Annotated in this window: 12 protein-coding genes; 8 read left to right on the forward strand and 4 right to left on the reverse strand. The window is 63.5% G+C overall.

Annotated elements, in window-relative coordinates; genetic code table 11:
* Nucleotides 1-42 precede the first annotated feature (42 nt).
* The 3 genes from BJP05_RS01345 (at nucleotide 43) to BJP05_RS11085 (ending at nucleotide 6598) form a co-directional block, all read left to right on the forward strand.
* On the forward strand, nucleotides 43-3315 hold the full coding sequence (locus BJP05_RS01345) for a Rib/alpha-like domain-containing protein (RefSeq protein ID WP_070361839.1): 3273 nt from the start codon (nucleotides 43-45) through the stop codon (nucleotides 3313-3315).
* A 13-nt stretch (nucleotides 3316-3328) separates the two neighbouring features.
* The gene (locus BJP05_RS01350; protein ID WP_070361840.1) at nucleotides 3329-5767 is read left to right on the forward strand and encodes a hypothetical protein; all 2439 of its coding nucleotides are present in this window, start codon (nucleotides 3329-3331) and stop codon (nucleotides 5765-5767) included.
* A 540-nt stretch (nucleotides 5768-6307) separates the two neighbouring features.
* Nucleotides 6308-6598 (forward strand): hypothetical protein, encoded by a 291-nt coding sequence (locus BJP05_RS11085; protein ID WP_145945225.1) that lies wholly within the window; start codon nucleotides 6308-6310, stop codon nucleotides 6596-6598.
* 610 nt (nucleotides 6599-7208) lie between these two features.
* On the opposite strand, the gene BJP05_RS01360 is transcribed toward BJP05_RS11085, so the two are convergent.
* From BJP05_RS01360 to BJP05_RS01370, 3 genes are read right to left on the reverse strand one after another with little or no spacing between them, the layout of a single operon-like run.
* A complete protein-coding gene (locus tag BJP05_RS01360; protein WP_070361842.1) occupies nucleotides 7209-9473 on the reverse strand; it encodes a serine/threonine protein kinase in 2265 nt (754 codons plus the stop codon).
* Nucleotides 9460-10464: a transporter substrate-binding domain-containing protein gene (locus BJP05_RS01365; protein WP_240492782.1), complete on the reverse strand. Its 1005-nt coding sequence runs from the start codon at nucleotides 10462-10464 to the stop codon at nucleotides 9460-9462. The genes BJP05_RS01360 and BJP05_RS01365 overlap by 14 nt, the downstream gene beginning before the upstream one ends.
* Nucleotides 10461-11822, reverse strand: a complete 1362-nt coding sequence (locus BJP05_RS01370) for a hypothetical protein (RefSeq protein ID WP_070361843.1) — start codon at nucleotides 11820-11822, stop codon at nucleotides 10461-10463. The genes BJP05_RS01365 and BJP05_RS01370 overlap by 4 nt, the downstream gene beginning before the upstream one ends.
* A 59-nt stretch (nucleotides 11823-11881) precedes the next feature.
* Here BJP05_RS01370 and BJP05_RS01375 point away from each other — a divergent pair, with 59 nt between their 5' ends.
* The 3 genes from BJP05_RS01375 to BJP05_RS01385 are packed head-to-tail and all read left to right on the forward strand — an operon-like array spanning nucleotide 11882 to nucleotide 14029.
* Nucleotides 11882-12361: an NUDIX domain-containing protein gene (locus BJP05_RS01375; RefSeq protein WP_070363429.1), complete on the forward strand. Its 480-nt coding sequence runs from the start codon at nucleotides 11882-11884 to the stop codon at nucleotides 12359-12361.
* Entirely contained in the window at nucleotides 12354-13298 is a 945-nt protein-coding gene (locus BJP05_RS01380; protein ID WP_070361844.1) for an ABC transporter ATP-binding protein, read from the forward strand. Before BJP05_RS01375 ends, BJP05_RS01380 begins: the two co-directional genes overlap by 8 nt.
* A 2-nt stretch (nucleotides 13299-13300) precedes the next feature.
* Nucleotides 13301-14029, forward strand: coding sequence for an ABC transporter permease (locus BJP05_RS01385; RefSeq protein ID WP_070361845.1), 729 nt, complete (start codon nucleotides 13301-13303; stop codon nucleotides 14027-14029).
* A gap of 101 nt (nucleotides 14030-14130) precedes the next feature.
* On the opposite strand, the gene BJP05_RS01390 is transcribed toward BJP05_RS01385, so the two are convergent.
* The gene (locus BJP05_RS01390; protein WP_070361846.1) at nucleotides 14131-14937 is read right to left on the reverse strand and encodes a hypothetical protein; all 807 of its coding nucleotides are present in this window, start codon (nucleotides 14935-14937) and stop codon (nucleotides 14131-14133) included.
* A 298-nt stretch (nucleotides 14938-15235) separates the two neighbouring features.
* Between BJP05_RS01390 and BJP05_RS01395 the strand changes: the two genes are divergently transcribed.
* Entirely contained in the window at nucleotides 15236-18619 is a 3384-nt protein-coding gene (locus tag BJP05_RS01395) for a Rib/alpha-like domain-containing protein (protein WP_145945226.1), read from the forward strand.
* 4 nt (nucleotides 18620-18623) lie between these two features.
* Nucleotides 18624-21083, forward strand: coding sequence for a hypothetical protein (locus BJP05_RS01400; protein WP_070361848.1), 2460 nt, complete (start codon nucleotides 18624-18626; stop codon nucleotides 21081-21083).
* Nucleotides 21084-21168: the final 85 nt, after the last annotated feature.

A 21168-nucleotide genomic window follows, 5' to 3' on the forward strand; every position in this document is an offset into this window, starting at 1 on the left:
TAGCGTTTAGCAATTTACGGAAAGTTTTAAGAAGGAACGATGATGGGCAACGTGAGCGGTCGCAACGGGGCGAAGCGGCGAGGTGGGGTGTCGGTAGCGGCATGCGCACTTGGGGCATCGTTGATAATCACGGGTGCCCCGGCGGTGGCAGGTACAGCCACGGCGCAGGAGCCCACTGCTGAGTCCACGTCATGGAAAACGCCACGCACTGAGGCGGCCCGTACGGACGTCACGTTCCCGGACCTCGTCGTCGCGCCCGGCAAGACTGAATCGTCGAAGCCACAGCTGAAGCGCAACTTCTGGACTGCCGTCTGGAACAAGATCGGCACCCCCGTGAAGTGGGAGCTTAAGGAAGGCTTTTCGACGCCCACCGGCTGGCACCTCACGTTTTCCGACGACGGCACCCTCAACGCCACCGCCGGCGAAGGCATCGAAACCACTACGTTCAAGGTGCCAGTGACCATCACCTTTGCTGACGACTCCACCAAGGACGTCGAAGCCAACGTCACCCGTGCGGATGGCCCAACCATCGAGCCGGTCAAGGACCAGAAGTACTGGGAGGGTCGCCTGATCCAGCCGCGCCGCGTGATGGCGTGGAACGTCCCGGCTACCGCGGTCCTCGAAGTCGAGGGCCTGCCCGCGGGCCTGAGCACGTCGGCGCAGGCGCGCCTCGGCTCTGGTTCGTACTTCTTCATCAACGGCCGCCCGGCGCAGACCGGCACGTTCAACGTCACCGCGCGTGTCACCGGTGCAGGCGAGACGCTCGAGGAAACGTTCACCATCACCGTCGCCGACTCGGCTGAGCTCGGCGAGCCGGAGGACGCCGACATCGCACCTTCCGAGGTCCCGCCAGTGCGTCCCGGCACCGACGTGCACATCCCGCTCGACGTCGAGGATGCCTCCTCCGTGGAGGTTGAGGGCTTGCCGGAGGGCCTGGAGTACGACGGCGAGCAGCACGCGATCGTCGGCACACCGACGAAGGAGGGCACCTCCGAGGTCGTTGTGGACAAGGTCACGGAGGACGGCACGCACAAGCGTGATTCCTTCGAGCTGACGGTGGACGAGAGCGCACCGGAGCCAAGTGAGCCGACCGACCCGTCCGACCCTTCGGACCCTTCGGACCCCGAGGGTCCCGCCGCCCCTGACCAGTTCGAGTGGAACCCCATCAAGGTTCGCGCCGGCGAGGAAACCGGCGTGACCCCTGCTCGCTCCACGCAAGGCGTGCGCGTGCTCGCGGAGCCGGGTAACCCGGACTGGTTCACCGTCTTCGCCAACGGCGCCGTATACGCCGCCCCGTCGCGTGAAGTGAAGCCGGGCACCTACACCATGAAGGTTCGCACCGAGAAGGGCGAGCAGGACACCATCACCGTCGAGGTCACCGCAGCCGTCAAGGACTCCGAGCGCTACGACTCCTCCTACTCGGACACCTACGTCCGCGCCGGCGGCACCGCCACCTCACCTGCGCCGTACGCCCGCCTGGGCTACAACGGCATGGTCTTTGAGCGCCAGCCGTTGCCGAAGGAGGCGTCGTTTAGCACGAAGTCCGAAGGCGTGAAGCTGAACCAGCACACGGGCCAGATCACCCTTTCGGCGGACCTGGATGCTGAGGTTGGAAAGCCCATCGATGTGCCCGTCACCGTCACCTACCCTGACGGCAGCACGAAGGAGATCGTCGCGCACTTCCAGGTGCTGGCGCCGCAGTTCGCGCAAACACAGAAGTTTGAGTACGAGCGCCGCGAGGCCTTCGAGGGCGAAACCATCAAGGTCAATCTCACCGAACCTTTCGACCCTGCCTCCGACCCCGAGTTCGCCATCCTGACGAAGGCCTCCAAGTACCAGGGCTGGGACCTGTTTATCGACGCCACCACCGGCACCATCACCGCCACCGCCCCAGCGCAGGACGCGAAACCGCTGAACGTGGAAGTCGTTGCGCGGTACGCGGACGGTTCCCAAAAGACGGTCGTGGCCGTGATCGGCGTGCGGGACGCGAAGCCGCAGGCCTACACCTCCAACCTGGACTTTGAGGACACCGTCGTCGGCGACGACGGCACCGTCACCATCACGCCGAAGGGCGACATCCCGACCGGCGTGAAGTTCGAACTGGAAGGCGCAGCTGCGCTCGGCGGCGTGGCTGGTCTGCGCGTGGACGTCGACGAGAAGACCGGCCAGATCAAGGTCACCCTGCCGAAGGACGCCAAGCCCGGCCAGGGCTACGACCTGGGCGTGCGCATCAACTTCCCCGACGGTGGCTCGAAGGTAGTGCAGTTCAACGTCGCCCGCGACTCGCAGGCCCACCGCGAGCAGCCGTCCTGGATCCCACTGGGTGTCCCTGTCGGCGCGAACCCCGTCACGCACGACCCGAAGGTCGCACCGAAGGGAGCCACCTACGCCATCTCCGCAGACTTCGCCGCGGACGGCTGGAAGGCCGCCGTCAACGCGACCACCGGCGCGCTCACCGTCGCCGCCCCCGCATCGGCGCACGTCGGGGACCGCACCATGATCCCGATCGTGGTCACCTTCGAGGACGGCTCCCAGAAGCTCGTCGAGGTGCAAGCCACCGCCGTCAAAGCGATGGGCGGGGCAGTCTCCAACGCGTACGACCCAACCCAGGTCCGCGCAGGCGAAACCGTCACGCTCACCCCGACGCTGAAGGGCGCGCACTACTCGCTGCTCAACCCAGTCGGCGGCCTCGACACTCGTATCGACGCCACCACCGGCGCCCTCACCGTCGGCGCCCGCCCGAACGCAGTTCCGGGCGTACGCGAAGTCCCGGTGCGCATCAACTTCCCGGACGGCTCCACGACCATCGCGAACGCACGCATCTCCGTGTTGACCACCGACGGCAAGCCGTCCCTGGCCGAGGCCACCCCAGAGTTCAACGACACCATCAAGGCCTACCCGGGCAAGGCGACCACCTACGTAGTGCCGAAGCCGGCCGGGGCCGCCAAGGAGGCGTTTGCCCTCGGCCAGCTGCCGAAGGCGCTCGCCGACTGGAAGATCGGCATTGACGCCACCACTGGCGAACTCACCATCACGCCACCTGCTGGCACGGCACCTGGCATCGTGCCAGTCCCGGTCGTGGTCAGCTTCGCAGACGGCTCCCAGGCCACCAAGCTCCTCCGAGTGCAGGTGGTGAAGGGGCCGCAGGAGGTGGAGAAGGGGTCGTCGACAAGCAGTGAGATTCCGCCAGGGGTCAAAATCGCGGGCTTCGTGCTCGGCCTGCTCGCCTTCCTGGGCGGGCTCGGATACTCCCTGTACGAACACCGCGACTTCTTCCGCACATTCCTAGCATTCCCAATCAACCCGCAGCGCTGAGAGGACAACGACAGTGACCGGCAAAACCAACAAACAACGCATCGCAGCGATACTCGCAAGCGTTAGCGTCGCCGCAGGCATCGTCGTGGCTCCACACGCGGATGCGGCCATTACCCCAGGCAGCTTCGCCATCGGCGTCAACCGCGACTCCAACGTCGGCAACTTCCGCGTCGACGTGAACAAAGCGCGCGTGTCCTGGATGTACTTCAACCACCCAGAAAGCACCACGCGCCTGCTGCAGAACGCCTTCTACATCGACGGCGCCGTCAACGGCTCACCCATGAGCTACGTCGGCAACGCCACCGAAGTCGTCGAAGCTAAGCCCGTCGGGAACACCGACCGCGTCGTGCTGCGCCATACCGACCCCAACTCCGGCGTCGAAATGACCCGCACCTTCGTCGTTGGCGACGACTCCATCCAAGTCACCGTTGACCTGCGCAACACCACCGGCCAGGCCGCCAACATGCGCGTCGAGATGGCTAGCGGCATCATCGACCGCGACTTCCAAGTCACCGGCGTCCCCCGCGGCGACGGCTACCACGTCGACGTCAGCAACGCCTACAAAATCAACATCGACTTCATGGGCGCCACCAGCAAGGGCAAAGGCGAACAGCGCCACGACGCCATCAACCGCGGCACAGGTGACGACGCCCACTTCGTCGCCGGCGTCTGGGAACAAGACGTACCCGCCGACGGCACGCTGCGCGCCACCACCGCCATGACCCTCGACGTCGCCCAAGGCACCATCGACACCGACGGCGACGGCTTCCCCGACGAATGGGAAGAAAACGGCTTCACCGACGATAACGGCAATGTCTTCCCGCTCCAGAAGTGGGGCGCGGACCCCAAGAAGGTCGACCTCTTCCTCCAACTCAACTGGATGAAGTCCGAATGGGAAACCAAGAAGTGCTCCGAGCAGCGCAAATACGCGCCAACCGAGGAAGACTTCCGCAAGTTCCTCGACTGCTCCGAAGCCAACACCAACGTGTACCGCCCGTCGCGCCAAACCCTCAACGACCTCGTTGACGCCTTCGCGCAGCAGAACATCAACCTGCACATCGACGCCGGCGACTACTACAACCCAATGCGCCTCGAGCACCCACAAGGCGGCCCGACCGAAGACTTCACCCCGTACTACTTCGAAGGCAAAGTCCCCGGTATCAAGATGCTCGAGGACCGCGACCGCCTCCTCAACGGACGCCAAACCGTGTTCCGCGTCGGCGTCATCGGCGACCAACAAACCCGCACCAACTTCTCCTCAGGCAACGCACTGATCGGGGACGGCGCTTTCTACGTCGCAAAGAACCGCATGATGACCTCGCAGGACCAGCTGCGAAACACCATCCTGCACGAGTTCGGCCACAACCTCGGCCTGACCCACTCCGGGCCACTCGCCGACACCAGCCGCCCAATCTCTGACTACGTGCCCGGCTACCTCTCAGTCATGAACTACCTCTACCAGTTCACTGACTTCCGCTACTCCAACGAGCACTCTCGTCCGACGGGCAAGCTGCCGAAGGCATGCCAGACCGTCCAGTGCTACACCGGCGACTACGACATCGACCCCGACTGGCCAAACCTCGCCTTCATCGGCGGCCAAATCGGCCGCGCCAACGGCACCACCGGCACCCCCGGCCACGACGACCACGAACACGCCGACGACGAACCAACCGTCCGCGAACTCGAGGTCTACTCCGCCGAATTCAACAACGGCAAGGCCGGCCTGCGCGTGCGCAACGAGGAGCGCGCTGGCAACATCATCATCGCCAACCGCACCGACTCCAAGATCGCCTTGGAGCTGTCCAACCTGGGCATCGACATCCACAAGTTCCGCCTCCAGGCCACCTACCCAGGAGGCCGCTACGAGCAGGAATACACCATCGAAGGCGCCCTCAGTGACGAGTCCAAACTGCCCATCAGCGTCCCGATCACCAACACCGCCGGCTACACCGGCTCCACCATGCCGATCACATTCCGGGTGTTTAACCAGGACAACGATATTGTCGCCGACGAAACCATCGAGTTCTCCGCCCTCAACTACAACGGCGAAGACACCGCGAAGCTCATACGGGAACTTCGCAAGAAGAAGTCCGACCTGCTCAAGCGGGCAGAGCAGACCGTGGGCAAGGCGAAAGGCGGTGCCGGGCCACGCCCAACCAAGCCGCTGGCAACCCAGGCCAACGCCGTCATCCCGACCCGCGCCGGCCAAGCACCAGTGACCTCACTGAACGCCGCGCCGAGCGGAACCTACGACGCCCCGGCTCCCGCGCGCCCTGCCAAGCCGACCACTCGCCCAACCGCCCACCCTGCGCCTTCGACTGCGCAGCAGCAGAACCCAGGCAAGGGTGGGGAAACGGGTGGCCTGTCCGGCGGTGCCATCGTCGGCATCGTTGTCGGCCTGCTGGCGCTGCTCGGTATTGTGGCCGCAGCCGTCGGCCTAGGCGGCTTCTAAGCTCGCTGATTGGGTTTGTACCAAATTCCCCCAGGTCCAGATTGTGACCTGGGGGAATTTCTTTGGGGTAGGGGAAATTGAGGAATTTGGTGTCGGGCCGGGTGGGATGCGCACCAAATTCCCTCCCGAGAAACCCGCGACCTGGGGAAACACAAAACCTGCCCGCCGAAATCCTGGAATGTGGTGCGCCTTGCTAGGAGGCGGTGCCAAGGGACGCAACTCGAATTGGACCAGATGTTCAAACGTGCTGGTAGTAAAAGGACAAGATAAAAGGCGAATGCGTCTTTTGGCACCGGCGCCTCAGGCGGAGACACCAAATTCCCTCCCGGGAAACCTACGACCTGGGAAAACGTAAAACCTGCCCGCCGAAATCCTGGAATGTGGTGCCAGGTAGAGACGGAAAAGCAATGACCCCAGCGATTTGCAACTTAATGCAGGGATCGTCCTGGGGCCTTCGTTGGTCGAGGCTATCGGATTCGAAGGAGTAAGTCAATGGAGTGACACTAACGCCAATATCGTTTGGTATATATACTTCGCGCTATGACTGTACGAGAGAACCAGCCGATCTGTCAGAACCCGGAAGTCTCCGCTTCGCTCGCTGACCTAGAGTGTTGGTTCTCGGTTCCGCGTATGGAGACCTTTTCGGGCCAGAAAAATCCTGTCGACTTATACCTTTGGAATGCACAACTGGCCAAAGCATTCCTTGAAGACATTGAGCATTTTGAAGTACTGCTGCGCAATTGGATTGATCGATGTGTTGTTAAAGCTTGGGGGGGAGAGGTGGTATGGCAATATAAACTCTTCGTCGAATCCCGCTGGGCTGAACTTTAATAGCATTGACAAGCGGGGGTATAGCAAAGGCTAAAAGGCGTGCGGGAGAAGTGGATCCGCCTCCGGGGCGGGTGATTGTAGAGGTGGCACTCGATTTCTGGGTTCACATTTTTGATAACCGACATAGTGCGACTATCCACCCGAAGCTTATCTCGGCCATTAAACATCGTCATTCTATTGAAGAGTTTGTAAGCGAGATACAGATTGTTTATCGGTTGAGGAACCGGTGTGCCCATCACGAGCCCCTAGTCAAGGCGGATCGCGAGGTGGAGCTTGAAAATGTTGATCGCGCGTTGCGTGCAATTGAAAATGTGACCAGCTGGATAAGTCCTGATGCGGGTAGGTGGATAATGGGAAATTCTCGGGTGAGAGGGGTGTACGCTCGACGCCCCTAGTGGGGTGCGCACCAAATTCCCTCCCGAGAAACCCACGACCTGGGGAAACGCAAAACCTGCCCGCCGAAATCCCGGAATGTGGTGCAGGGCCGAGTGAGGCGCGCACCAAATTCACTCCCGAGAAACCAACGACCTGGGCAAACGTAAAACCCGCCCGCCGAAACCCTGGAATGTGGTGCGCGCAGCACCCGAAAGCCTAGAAACCCAAGCAAACCCTAGAACCACGTCACGGGACGGATCTTGTTGGCCATGTCCACGAGGTCGAAGCGGTGTTGGAGGTAGGGCGCCACTCTGGCCAGGGCGCGCAGGGTCCTGGCGAGTTCGTTTTGGAGTTCGTGCGCGGTGAACCTCGTGTCCAGGATGGGGGAGGGGTCGGGGTGGTGGCCGTCGAGGGTGTAGGTGAGGGCGGCGCGGAGGATGAAGACCTTGATCTGGAGGTAGCGGGGTTCGGTGTTGGGGATGCGTTGGAGGCGAAGGGCGGCCTCGCGGATGCGCGGCTCGGTGGGGTCGGTGACCAGGCTGAGGATGGAGGTGAGTTGGGCGAGGCGGTTGTGTCGGGAAGCGACGGGGACGCGGTCCAGGGCAGCGGCGGCAAGCTCGGGTTGATTTTCGTGCATGAGTTGGCGGGCCAGGCCGAAGGCGGAGGAGACGGTGGTGGGGTTGGTGCTCCAGACCAGGGCGTAGAGACGGATGGCGTGGAAGCGCAGCATGGCGGGGTTGGTGGTGACCATGGACCAGTCGGGGTCGAGGGAGCCGGTTTCGTGGAGGTGTTCGAAGACGGTGTTGGGGAGTTCGTCGAGGTGGCGGTTCATGCCGGCGGCGCCGCGGGCGACGCGGGGTTCCAGCAACGCGGTGTCGTGGAGGTCGGCGGATTGGAGGAGGAGTTCGGCGACGGCGGCAAGCGCTAGTTTGGAGGCGGATTCGCCGGGCAGGATTTGCAGGACGCGGGAGAAGGAGACCTGGGCGTCGGTGTATTTGCTGGTCAGCAGGTTGGTGATGCCGGTGTACCAGTGGTAGCGCCAGTTCTTCCGAAGGCCCTCGTCAAGTGAGTCGAGCCAGGTGCGCGCTTGGGTGGTGAAGCCGAGGTCGAGGAGGGTGCGGGCGACGGCGAAGGGGATTTCGATGGAGTCGGGGTGGCGGTCCTCGGCAAGCGCTTGGCGCAGGGCGGCAAGGGTTTCGGAGGGTTCGGAGTAGGTGGTGCTTTGGAGGGTGGCGGCGCCGGGGTCGGTGGCGTCGACAAGTGGGACGGGCAGGGCGATGTTGACTTCCTGGGGCGTGATGGTGACGGTGCGGGTGATGCCGTCGATGAGTTGGTCGGTGCGGAAGACGACGTGCTTGGTGCCGAACGTGCGGCGCTGCGGGGAGAAAAGTGAGTGTTGGGCAGGGAAGGTGCGGCCGTCGCGGATGGCGAGCACTTCGCGCAGGACGCCGAGGAGTTGGGCTTCGAGTTGGGTGACGGAGTCGAAGCGGTCGTCGCGGTTGGGGGCGCAGCAGCGGGCGATGAGTCGGTAGAGGGAGATGTAGCGGCGGAAGAGGGGTTCGGTGGTGGGGGTGGGGATGTCGGCGTCGTGTGGGAGGTCGATGATGAGGGCAGCGAGGGTGCGGCCGATGGTGTAGATATCGGATTGGACGGAGGGGCCGTCGGTAGCTACTTCGGGCGCTTGGTAGCCTTTGGTGCCGTAGATGAAGCCGTAGGAGCCGATGCCGGAGACCGCGCCGAGGTCGATGAGTTTGACCTGGTCTTCGGTGACGATGATGTTGTCGGGCTTCAGGTCGTTGTACACGACGCCGCGCGAGTGCAAGTAGTCGAGCGCGGGCAGCACTTCGAGGATGTAGGCGATCGCGATGTCAACGTCGCACCTGCTTATCGACGGCCCACCTACGTACTCCATCACGATGAACCCGCCGGGCACGCGTGGGTCGTCGATGAAGTTGAAAATCTTCACGATGCCGGGGTGGGTGATGTCGGCGAGGAACTCGCGCTCGGCGACGGCGGCGGCTTCCTCGTCTTTGTTGCGGGCCGAGTGCAGCCCCTTGAGTACCACGTTTCGCCCGGAGACGAAGTGGTCGGCGGCTAAATAGATCCAGCCCATGCCGCCGTGTACGATGGTGCCGAGCACTTCGTATTGTTCGGCGACCAGGTCGCCGGGCTTCAGCGCCGGGGCGGGGACGCCTTCGAAGGTGGATGGGTCCCGAAGGGCGTCGGTGGGGTTGATGGGGTGGACCCAGGGCAGTTCGACCATGCCGTCGGCGACGGTGCGGGTTTCGCGCTGCGTGCCGCGCAGTTCGCGGAACCGGTCGAGTGCGCGGCGCCGCGAGCGTTGCGAGGTATCCTCCTGCCGCTTCTCCTGCCGCAGCGCCTCGAGGTCTTCGAGGAGGGCGGACATGGAGTCGTCGTACTCGAAGAGGTCGTCGTCATCGTCGTCGTCGGCGAAGGGGTCGAAGGCGACGGCCTCGGTGCCTGGGTCATTCGTGCTCATTGGGTTCCTCCCGGTACATCAGCGGTGGGGGGTAGGGGTCTGTGGTGGAATCCGCCAGCCACTCCTGGAACATGCGGTGCCAGGTGCCGTCGGTGCGGATGCGCTCGATGGTCGCGTTGACTTGCCGCACTACTGAGTCGTGCTCAAGCGGGATGCCGACGGCATAGTACTGGGTGGCCAGCACGTCCGGCAGGATATCGGTGTGCGGGTCCTGGGCGAGCATGCCGGCGAGGATGGCGTCGTCGGCGATGATGGCGTCGGCCTGGAACTGCTGGGTGGCCATGAGGCAGTCGGACCAGGAGCGGGTGCGCAACACCGGGGAGTGCGGCGCGAGGGTGCGCACGATGTTGAGCAGCGTCGTGCGGTCGACGACGCACACGGTGCGCTCGGGCAGGTCGTCCATGCTCGTGATGCCGCGATCGATCGGGGCCAGCACCCTGACCTGGGACTTCAGGTAGGGGGTGGAGAACGCTACCTTGGAGGCGCGCTCCGGGGTAATGGACATCGTCCTGATCACAATGTCCACGCGCCCCTCCCGGAGCAGTTCTGCGCGCGAGGCCGAGTCCACGAAGCGGAAGTCCACCGCCTCGGGGTCGTCGAAAAGGTCGCGGGCGATCTCCCGGGCCAGCTCCACCTCGAACCCGCGAAGCTGCCCGCGCACCATATCGCGGTAGGACAGCAGGTACTGGGACTGCTCCACGCCCACGATGAGCCGGCCGCGCTCGCGGATCTGCTCCATGGCGGGGTCATCTTCCGGGGCGGATGGGCGCGGGCGCAGCGAGCCTTCCCAGTCCAGGCCGTGTGGCACAAACTCAATCGACGGCTGCTTGCCCGCTCCGTCCAGCAGCGCGCCGGGCGGCAACGGGATCGCCTCGTGCGCCGTGGACGCCGCCCCCGTCGGCAAGTCTTCCAGTGCGGACCGCGGCGCACACCCCACTGCGCCCGCCGCCACCGCGAGCGCCACCAACAACGAGCCAGCTCTGCGCATCATACGTACTCCCTGAATCGCCGCTGCGCCCCGAACCACATGCTGATGACCGCCAGCAGCGACAGCAGCGCGACCACCGTCGACACCAGCCTTGTCGCGTCCAGGGAGGTGTGGATGTAGTTGCGCATCTCGGCGCGCGCCGACTCAATCAACGTCACCATGTTCGCGTCCAGCTCCGTGTACGCGGTGGACGCGCTCGGGTGGTCCACACTATCGACCATCAGCACGTCGACGGCGCGCTCAAACCGGCCGGCGTCCAGCGTCGAGACGAGTTCGCCGTGCGCCTGCGACCACTGCTCCAGCGCCCGTCTTGCCGACGCCACCTCCGGCGCATCCGACGCCGTATCCAACGCCGCGCTCACCCCCTGGTACGTGGACTCAAAGGACTCCGCCGACTCCGCAACGGACTGGCGGCGCAGCAGCGCCATCGTCTCGTCGGTGCGGGCCTCCTGGGCGCGGAGGCGGGCGTCGGTAAGCTGGCGCAGCGGTGCCGCGGCTTGCTCGAACCCGATGACGCCCGAGCGCCACGAAATGAAGTTCGAGCCCGCGACCCACGCCAGCGCCACCACCATCGCCGCCGTCGCCGCCACGAAGCCCTTATTCCAGCGGCGGCGGAACGTGCGCCACAGCCACCACTGTGCCCCCGCCAGCAGCAACAGCGCCGCAACCAGGCCCGAAAGTGGCACCCACTGCGGCGCGTTGAGGCGCACCATCTCCACCGCCACCTGGCGCTGCGTCAGCGCAAACAACGTGTTCGCCGAGGTGATCATCCGCTCACGCATCATGCTGGACGCCTCCGACATATACGACACGCCCACCGGGTTGCCCAGGCGCTGGTTCACCTTCGCGCGCTCCATGAACGCCACGTACAACGGCAGGTCCCGCTGGATGGAACGCACCAGGTTCTGGATGCGCTCCTGGTCCTCCGGCCGCGTCAACTCCGAGGCGCCCTCGTAGATGTCGCTCGCCGCGATCACCGCCTGATCTATCGACGCCAAATACGCCTTCACCTCATCCGGCGTCATCAAGCCTGCCTGCACGAAGCCCGTCGTGGCCACCGTGTCCGCCTGCGACAGTGAGGTGAGCAGCACGTGCGCGGAGTGGCTCATCGGCTCCGTGGTCTGCACCAACACGTCGAGTGCGTGCTGGCGCTTACTCATCGACTGGCTCTGCGCGAACCCAATCGCGCCCACCGCCACCGTCAACACCAGCATCATCGCCAGCATCTTGCCCGGCGTGGTGATCACGAAGTCCGCCAGGCGCCGCGCCGCGCGAATCGGCCCACTCGACGCGCGCTGCTGCGGATGCAGCGCAAGATCATCCAACCAGGCGTCGCTGGGAGGTGGCGTCGTGACAGTCATTCCTCAACCATAACCACCGGGCCCGACCTATTTCTAGGAAACGACCTACAGTGGAACACATGCAAGGAGACGGCAACGGATGGGTCGAAGGACCCAACGGACAGAAAATGTGGGGCAAACACGGCGCCGCGGGGCTCTTCCTGCAGGCCACACACGGCGGCGAGCCCGTCGTGCTCATGCAACACCGCGCCCCCTGGACCGCCCAAGGCGACACGTGGGGCATCCCCGGCGGCGCCCGCGACTCACACGAAACGGCCTCCCAAGCCGCCCTGCGGGAAACGGAAGAAGAATGCGGTATCGATGGGGGCGAAGTGGACGTCGAAAAGGAATTAGTGACGTCCGGCCCCGCACCCAGTGGCTGGACCTACACCACCGTGCTCGCGCGCGTGCGCTCCGGCGAGCCACTCGAGACCACCGCCAACGAAGAAAGCGTTGAGCTGCGTTGGGTTCCCCTGAAAAAACTCGAAGAACTCGCCCTACACCCGGGGCTGCGTGCCGCGCTGCCGGACATTCTCAGGCATACTGTTTCGCATGATTGAAGTCCAAAACCTGTCAAAGGTCTACGGCCCCGTCCGCGCCGTCGACGACGTGAGCTTCCGCGTCAAACCCGGCATCGTCACCGGGTTCCTCGGCCCCAACGGCGCAGGCAAATCCACCACCATGCGTATGATCGTCGGCCTGGATAAGCCCACGTCAGGCAGCTGTCTTATCGACGGCACCAGCTACCGCAACCTCAAGCGCCCCGCCCAAAAAGTCGGCGCGCTCCTCGACGCCAAAGGTGTACACCCCAACCGCTCCGCCCGCGCGACGCTCCTGTGGCAAGCACAGGCCTCCGGCATTCCCGCCTCCCGCGTCGACGAAGTCCTCTCCCTCGTCGGGCTGACCGACGTAGCGGGCAAGAAGGTCGGCGGGTTCTCCCTCGGCATGGGGCAACGCCTCGGCATCGCAGCGGCCCTGCTCGGCGACCCCGAATACCTCATCCTCGACGAACCCGTCAACGGCCTCGACCCCGAAGGTATCCGCTGGGTCCGCTCCCTGCTGCGCGCGCTCGCCCAGGAAGGCCGCACCATCCTGGTGTCCTCTCACCTCCTCGCCGAGATGGCGCAGACCGCCGACCACCTCATCGTGATCGGCAAGGGCAAACTCGTCGCCGACACCTCCGTCCACGACTTCATCAAGGCCCACTCCGGCTCCCGCGTTGTGGTGCGTGCCGCTGATGCTGGGCTTTCTCGTTTGCAGGTGGCCGTGGAGGCAGGCGCGCCGGGCGCCAGCATCAGCCCAGGCACCGACGCCGACGGCCGACCCAACCTCACCATTAACGACGCCACCCCCGAAACCATCGGGCGCATCGCCTTCGAAGCCGGCGTCATCCTCACCGAACTCAGCGAACACCACGCCTCCCTCGAGGACGCCTACATCCAATCCACCGAAGGCACCGAACAGTTCGCATCCCGCACAGTCCAGGAGGGCAAGTAACCATGAACCTCATACTTTCCGAGTGGACCAAACTCCGCAGCACCCGCTCCTTCTGGTGGACCAGCGCCGCCATGATCATCGTCGCCGGCATCTACGGCGCACTCTTCGGCTGGCTGGCCAACACCTCCGGCATGCCCTACACACCCCTGACCGTCGTCTCGACCGTCTCCATGACCATCGGGATCGTCGTCATCGTGCAAGCCGCCATGACCGTCACCACCGAATACCGATTCGGCATCCCCGCCACCAACTTCCGCCTCACACCGCAGCGCTGGCGAGTCGCCCTGGCCAAAGTCGTAGTGGGCGTCGTCGGCGTTGTGGTTGCGACGCTGCTAGCCGTGGTCGTGGCGTTCATCCTCGCCGACCTCACCACCGCCGTCCCCGCAGGCTGGACCACAAATAGCGCCACCCAGCGCGCCCTGTGGGCAGTACCCCTCGGCATGGCGCTGCTCACCCTGTTCACCCAGGGCGTCGGCTGGATCGTCCGCAACACGTCCGCCGCCATCGTCATCGGCCTGTCCATGATGCTCCTCCTGGAGACCATCGTCGGGTTCATCCCTAAATACGGCCAAGACGTTGCCAAGTTCCTCCCCTTCAACAACCTCATCGCCTTCATGATGAACCAACCCACCCAACACTGGGAGCTCGGCGCCTCCCTCGGCATCTTCGCCGTGTGGGCCGTGGCGTTGTGGGTGATCGGCGTGCTGTTGACTGAGGCGCGGGACGCGTAGTTCGATAGCAGTGCCAGAAGACGCAATCTCCTAAGAGTGCCCCATTAAAACCGCTGGTTATAAAAGGGCTATATCTATAAGGTTGCGTCTTTTGGCACTGTTCACATTCGGTCAAGTAATTCTTCCATTCGTGGGACCACCTCACTAAACGTGGCGGCGGCGAACCTGACCACGGTCCAGCCCTCCAACGCCAGATCCAAGTTGATCCGGGCATCCTTCTGGCGCTGGTCATACTCCCAATGGTGCTGGCCGTCATACATGATCCCGGTTTTAAGCGGTTCGATGGCGAAGTCGAACGTCGTTACGAGGCGGCGGCCCCTATATACAGGGACTTGCTCACTCAGCTTCAGTCGGCGTTGCTTTGTTACGGCGTGGAGCAGCAGGCGCAGCTCGGTTTCGCGCGGCGAGTCGACGAGCTTGCTGGAAAGCTTGAGTACCTTGTTGAGCCATCGCTTCTCCACGCGCCAGTCCGCTGCTTGGCGCAGCGAAGATGTTGAAACGTTGAGGTGCCTGCGAACGCAATCCACCAGCTGCACTGCCCGTACTTGGAGGGGGTCGAGCCCCTCGGGTGTGATGACGGCAGGAGAGTGCTCTCCGCTTTTTAGCATCTGGATCGCCTGAATCGTGGCGTACGCGGGGGCCGCTGCGTAGATCGTGTGTCCGAAGTGGTGCACTGTTGTGAGTGCGATACCGTCGGCTCCGCGGCGTTTGAGTCCGGGCGTTGTTGGGGTAGGGGAGCGGGTCTTACTGGTCGGGCCGATGAATGTGACGGGGGCTGTGTCTGTAAGGTAGGGCAACCTGTAAAGGGTGAGAGCAGAGTAGCCGCTGGCGATGTGGGTCGGCCACTGTTGTGCGTAGTCGAGGATCATCTGTAGTGCCTCCGGTTGCGGTGTTTGTCTGTAATTCATATTTGTTTAGACGCATTGGATGGGCGCCTGGTTTCCTTGTTCTTCCACAATTTCTGTTTACAGTGCCAAAGGACGCAACCAATAAGCTCTAGCACTTTTGTGACCAGGTGTTATGGCGGTGTCTGTTTTGGGAATTGCGTCTCTTGGCACTGGGCAGATTTGGTGGGGAACTTTCTTGACCCACAAACCACACCCGCCACATGAGAAAACATTTAGAAAGTTGCGGAGGTTTAGGCAAAACGAATAATGGGGACTACCCTGGGAGTGTCATTGGCTTTTGCTGCAGAAAGGATTCGTTGTGGCGAATAATCGCGGCCGGGCAGCAGGTGAGGCTCGCCGGGCGGGTTCGCGTGTGCGGACCCGGTTGCGGAGGGGTGTGGTTGTTGCGGCGGCGGCGTTGATCGTGACGCCGTTGGTGCAGGTTGCAGGGCCAACAGAGCTGCAGGTGCAGGCAAATGCGCAGGCGCAGGGCCCGGCGCTGGCCGAGACGAATCCAATCAAATACAAGCTGTTGGAGGTCAGGCCCGGGAAGCTGGGCCGCAGTGAGCTGGAGTCGGGAGACCTGGCGACGATATCCAGGGTGGAGAAGCTTTATAAAAAGATTGATTTTTCAGGAGTGGCGTGGAGGCCTTCGCCCACCAGCGGCGCTGATGCTCCGCGTCGCTACCAGGTGAGCGTGTGGGCCCCGGAGACTGGGGTAATCGCCGGGGTTTATGACAGAGAGGTGCTGTCGGGGAAGGACTCCATTTATAAGTGGAATCCTCAGAAGTTTTTGGATGACCAGTCGAAGATCAACGAACTGGACTTCGACATTAAGTTCACGGATGGCTCGGTGCAGGAGCGCGCGGTGTTGCCGCTGCGTCTCTTGGGTCTCGACGGCCGCCTCGCCAACGATCCGGATGGGGATTTTGATGGCGATGGTGTGTCGAATGGCGAGGAGGCCAGGAAGGGGGCGAACCCGTTCGACGCCAGGGATAGGGGTGTCGCGAAGAATCCGTTGCCGAAGCTTCCGGAGACGACAACGCCGACGCCTACTTCAACTACGACGAGCGCAAAACCGCAGCCAAAGCCGTCGCCGTCGAGCATCACCTCGCAGCCGCAGCCGAAGCCGAAGCCGAGCAGCGCGCAGCAGACGAGTACTGAGGCGAAGCCGACGTCGACAAGTGTGAAGCCGACTACGACGACGCGGAAGCCATACATGGCTGAGCAGTACGACCCGTACCCGGGCGAGCTGCTGGTGCGGCTGAAGCCAGGCCAGGAGTTCCGAAGCGGGACGCCGTTCGGCAATGCTGAGGTGAAGGTGCGCTCGATTCGGTATAAGGGCGAGCAGAACGGCAGGAAGTCGCCGGCGCTGGACCACGCGCTTGTCGACGCCTCCGACGGCAACCGTTTCGTTGTGAAGGCCAAAGGCCTGGAGGCGTTCGCGGAGGCCTACGAGCAGGAGTTTGGGAACTCGAAGCCGGAGTTTGAGCGGGTGTCGAAGTGGTTCATGAACACCTTCATCACGCATGCGCGCGTGGAAGTGGACTACCCGGATAGCTCGTCTGATGCGAAGGATTTCTTGATCGGGTTTGTTGGCGAGGACGAGCGTGTGTTCTCCATCCCAGCCGCGGACTTCGACGGCGATGGCGTGAGCAACGAGGACGAAGTGAGCTTGGGGACGAACCCCTTCTCACCGGACAGCACTCCTCATGAGAAGCCGAAGTTCGCGATTACCTCGAAGAGCGTAAAGCCTGGCGAGGTGTACGAGTTCGTGCCGTCGGCGAAGTTGGACCCGAATACCAAGTTCCTGGGTGCGGAGGGCTACCAGGTGTCGCTGACGCCGGATGGCAACGTGCGTGTTGTCGGCAGTAGTGACAAGTGCAATCACAAGTTCTCCTTCAAGGTGTGGGACCCGCTGTACGAAGAGCTGGCGACGCTTCACGTCGAGTCTGATTTCTCGGAGGATTGGACGCCGATCAACGTGAAGGCGGGGACGACGCTTGAGACGAACGTGATGAGCCCCGATGAAATCGCGAGCGGCATGGAGATCGTCTCGACGAAGGATGAGCTGAAAGCCGGTGGGGTGTCGGATTGGGTCTCCATCGGTAGGGACGGCGAGGTGTTCTTGAAGCCGCCGCGCTCCGAGGGCGGATCGAAGGGTGAGCGCAGGTACTGGGTACGGCTCTCCACCGGCGAGCAGCGTGTAATTAAAGTCAACGTGCTCGACCCAACCCCGTACGCCGAAGAGTACAAGCTGCAGTACCCGGACGTGTTCGTCCGCCTGGGCGAAGAGACCCGCAGCCACGCGCCGCTGGCGACCCTGACGCAGGGCGCCGAGGTGTTCTTCAACCAGCCGATCCCGGAAGAGGCACAGGTCTCCTACTCGATCGAGGGCGAAACTGACGCGAGCGTCGTTGAGCGGGAGGGCACCGCCGAGGACGGCGAGCAGCCAGGCATGGTCACGTTCAAGGCCACAGGCGACGACCTGAAGGCCGGTGACGTCGTGCAAGTGATGGTAAAGGCCAGCTTTAGCGACGGCTCCACCCAGCACGTCCCCGTCTACTTCAACATCCTGCCGCGCCAGATCGCGGGCAGCTACAACCACGCCTATGAAACTGGCCGCGAGGTGCTGCCGGGGACGCCGATCGTCCTGCATAGGACGGATGTTCGCAACGTGCCGGAGGGCACCGACTTCGTGTTCTTCGAGGACGCCGAGGGCAACAAGAACCTCAATGGGTGGAAGGTGTCCGTGAATCGTGACACCGGCAACCTGGTTGTGCGTGCGCCGGAAAATGGTGCCCGGCCGCTGGACGCGGTGGTGACGGTGTCCTACCCGGACGGCAGTTCCACCGATGTGCCATTCCACGTCGGGGTGAAGCACAGCAAACCGGACGCGGAGGCATTTACGCCGAGGTACGCGCCGGAAACGCTGACCGGCGGCACCCGCACGTCCTACGAGATGTTGACCCCGGTGCCGGAAAACACCACGTTCTCGATTGAGGAGAACGCTGGGTTGGATGTGAGCGTCGATACGAAGACGGGCCGCATCACCGCCGTGCTACCGAAAGACGCGCCGGGCGGCGCCAAGTACAACGTGCGCGTGCGTGTGAAGTACCCCGATGGCTCCGAGGAGTTTATCGACGCCGAGCTGCGCAAGAAGGCTATCGCCGACGAAGAGCGCCCGCGCTGGAGCGACATCTACGTCAACGCCGGCGACTTGGCTTCCACGCCGCAGGGCCAGCGCGTCCCGCCTGAGACCACCTTCGGTATCGACGCCAGCTTCGCCGCCAAGGGGTGGCAGGTGCACGTCGATAAGTATTCGGGCAGGTTGCAGGTGCTGCCGGACGCGTCGGTGAAGTCGAAGTCGAAGGTTGAGGTGCCGGTTGTGGTGACCTACCAGGACGGCTCGCAGCGCACCGTGAAGGTGTCGGCGTACGTGCGTGAGCCGCGCCAGACCGCTGCGCCGACACCATCGACAGAGGCACCCACGTCCACGCCGACACCGACCCCGAGTACCCCGGCGCCAACGCCGGAGCCGGACCCAGCCCCCGAGACTGGGAGTTCGGCAGCGGGGTGGATTACTGTAATTCTCGGTGCACTTGGGTTCCTGGTAGGCGCCGGTTTGCTCGCGCTGCAGGAAGTCCCAGTTGTTCAGTCGAATCTCAGACACCTTATGCGTGACCTGGGCTTGAGGAGGTAAAAGGATGCGTTTTCACAAGACAGTGATTGCAGGTGCAGTGACGCTCGCGCTCGGCATGGGCGCAGTGTCGGCCGTGCCTGCGACGGCGTCCCCCGTCAATTCAGATGATGATGCCATCCAGACCCACCTCCACATCCGGAAGAGCTACCACGAGGCAACCCTGACCTACATGAACCCGAAGTCGGTTGCGGGCAAGTTGGAGAACCAGGTCGGTGTGATCGGCTGGGCCGATGGGCGCGTGGTGGCGCCGATCGCGAAGAGTACGACTGAGAGCTCCCCCGAGGACGGCGTCACGGTGCTGGAGCACACCGACCCGCGACGCGAAGTCACCATGAAGCGCACCTTTACGGTCAAAGGCGACGAGATCAACGTGGTCACCGAGCTGACCAACAACGCCGGAACCGCCCGTGAGCTGGCGATCCGCATGTACAACCACGCCAAGCCAATGAAGGGCACCATGACCGCCGCGCAGTTTGGGGACAGCCTGCGCGGGGAGGACAAGTCCGCCTACCGAGTCGACGCGAACTTCCCGGGTGCGACGGCGCTTGCCACCGCTCAGGATCCGGCGACTCTCCCAGAGTGGAACGCGGGCTCTGACAACAAAAACATGGAACGTGGTGAAGTCCTCAGCGGCACCTGGGTCCAGACCGTCGAGTCTGGCGCGACGATGAAGGCCGAGATGACGGTCAAGATCGAAACGCAGCTGGGGGCGCTGGACTCGGATGGTGACGGCCTGCTAGACATCTGGGAAATGCAGGGTGCGAATGTAAATGGCGTCGATATGCCGTTGCACCGCTGGGGCGCCAACCCGTATGAGAAAGACATCTTCCTCCAGATGAACTGGATGAAGTCCGAGTGGGAAACCGAGGGCTGCCAGGAAGCGGCGCGCTTCGCCGTCAACCCCGAAGGCTTCGCCCGCTACGACGCCTGCTCGAAGATGAACACGAACGTCTACCGCCCGTCCGGGCTCATCCTGGACCAGCTGGTGAAGAAGTTCGCCGCACACGGCTACAACCTGCACATCGACGCAGGTAAGGGCTACTCCAAGAACTTCGAAGCCCGCGACGACGAATACCGCGGCGGGCCGATCCTTGGCTACAAGGACCACTACTTCAACTCGCCCGAAACGTCCGGCTCGGAGCTGATCACCACGTCGGTGGACCTGCTCAAAGAGCGCGAAGGCATCTTCCGCTCCGGCGTCATCGGCGACCTTATGGACGCCCCCTCCGCCAACGGCTCCATCAACTACGCCACCGGACGCGCACTGATCGGCGGCACGAGCTTCTACGTGTCCAAGAACGCCCGCATGGGCGCCGAGGACAAAGTACGCAACACCATCATGCACGAGCTCGGCCACAACCTGGGTCTGAACCACAACGGCATGCTGTGGGTCGACGGCAAGCGCCAATCCGTCTACGAATGGACCAAGTACGGAGACTGGCTCAGCGATCGCCCATCCGCCATGAACTACGCCTACCAGTTCGTCACCTTCGACTACCAGGAGGAAGACAAGAGCGGCAACCAGGAGGCCCCGCACCCAGGCTGCGCCGACGCCCCCGACTGCTACGTCGGCGAGTGGTCCGTCCCGTCCGAGTGGAAGAACCTCAACGTCAAGGCCGGCGGCATCGGTGATGTCTCCGTCAAGCCCGCCGAGTCCGACTCCGAGTCGGACAAGGACGCCGAGAAGCGCCGCGGCATCGAACGCGACGCCCGCGAACTCGACGCCGCCGCTGCCCTCAAGAACGACGGCAAGGCCGACTTCTACATGGCCGACGAAAACAGCATCGCCACCGTGCGCGCCGACAACAAGGTTGTGGGCACCATCGGCAACCGCGGCTACCACGACCATGAGTTCACCGTGCGCGCCTTCTACGGCAAGGAACTTTCCCGCATCGCCCCAGTCCAGACCATCAAGGTCAAGGGCATCGGCGACGCCAAGGAAGCCGGGCCGCAGTCCCGCAAGGAAATCCAGATCCCAATCCCGGACACGCAGCGCCTGTACGGCTCCTACGTGCCGGTCTACATCCAGATCGAAAACGAGTCCGGCGAAATCGTCTTCAGCGAGCTTTTCGACATCAGCCTCCTCGACTACGCCGAGGACGAGCTGCGCCAAGTCAGCACCCAGCTCGGTGACTCCGTGCTGGGCCAGCGGGCATCCGCACTGCTCTCCCAAGGTAAGCTCGGCGACTTCCAGGACACCAACCGCCGCAACCTCGCGGACACCAAGGAACTGAAGCAACCTAAGCGGCCATCGACGCCACCAACCACGTCAGCGAAGCCGTCGCCTTCAGCGGCCCCGAGCACCGCGGCGCCAGCTGACCCAACCACGCAGGACGCCAAAGCCACCGACGACAAGGGCGGCGTCGACGAGAAGACCCGCAACACGATCCTGATCGTTGTCGGCGTGCTGCTCGGCATCCTGGGCCTGGGCGGCGCGGCCGCCGCCGTGATGGCGAACAAGTAGGTCGCTTATTCGCCCGACGCACCAAATTCCTTGGTTTTGGCTAGGGTTCCGGCGTTTTCCCAGGTCGCTGGTCGGTTGTGAGGGA

Source organism: Corynebacterium sp. NML98-0116, from assembly GCF_001767255.1.
In the GTDB taxonomy this organism is placed as follows: domain Bacteria; phylum Actinomycetota; class Actinomycetes; order Mycobacteriales; family Mycobacteriaceae; genus Corynebacterium; species Corynebacterium pseudogenitalium.

Coding starts and splice junctions, on each gene's coding strand:
- BJP05_RS01345 (WP_070361839.1), top strand. CDS start 43: ATGGGCAACGTGAGCGGTCGCAACGGGGCGAAGCGGCGAGGTGGGGTG.
- BJP05_RS11085 (WP_145945225.1), top strand. CDS start 6,308: ATGACTGTACGAGAGAACCAGCCGATCTGTCAGAACCCGGAAGTCTCC.
- BJP05_RS01360 (WP_070361842.1), bottom strand. CDS start 9,473: ATGAGCACGAATGACCCAGGCACCGAGGCCGTCGCCTTCGACCCCTTC.
- BJP05_RS01365 (WP_240492782.1), bottom strand. CDS start 10,464: ATGATGCGCAGAGCTGGCTCGTTGTTGGTGGCGCTCGCGGTGGCGGCG.
- BJP05_RS01370 (WP_070361843.1), bottom strand. CDS start 11,822: ATGACTGTCACGACGCCACCTCCCAGCGACGCCTGGTTGGATGATCTT.
- BJP05_RS01375 (WP_070363429.1), top strand. CDS start 11,882: ATGCAAGGAGACGGCAACGGATGGGTCGAAGGACCCAACGGACAGAAA.
- BJP05_RS01380 (WP_070361844.1), top strand. CDS start 12,354: ATGATTGAAGTCCAAAACCTGTCAAAGGTCTACGGCCCCGTCCGCGCC.
- BJP05_RS01385 (WP_070361845.1), top strand. CDS start 13,301: ATGAACCTCATACTTTCCGAGTGGACCAAACTCCGCAGCACCCGCTCC.
- BJP05_RS01390 (WP_070361846.1), bottom strand. CDS start 14,937: ATGAATTACAGACAAACACCGCAACCGGAGGCACTACAGATGATCCTC.
- BJP05_RS01400 (WP_070361848.1), top strand. CDS start 18,624: ATGCGTTTTCACAAGACAGTGATTGCAGGTGCAGTGACGCTCGCGCTC.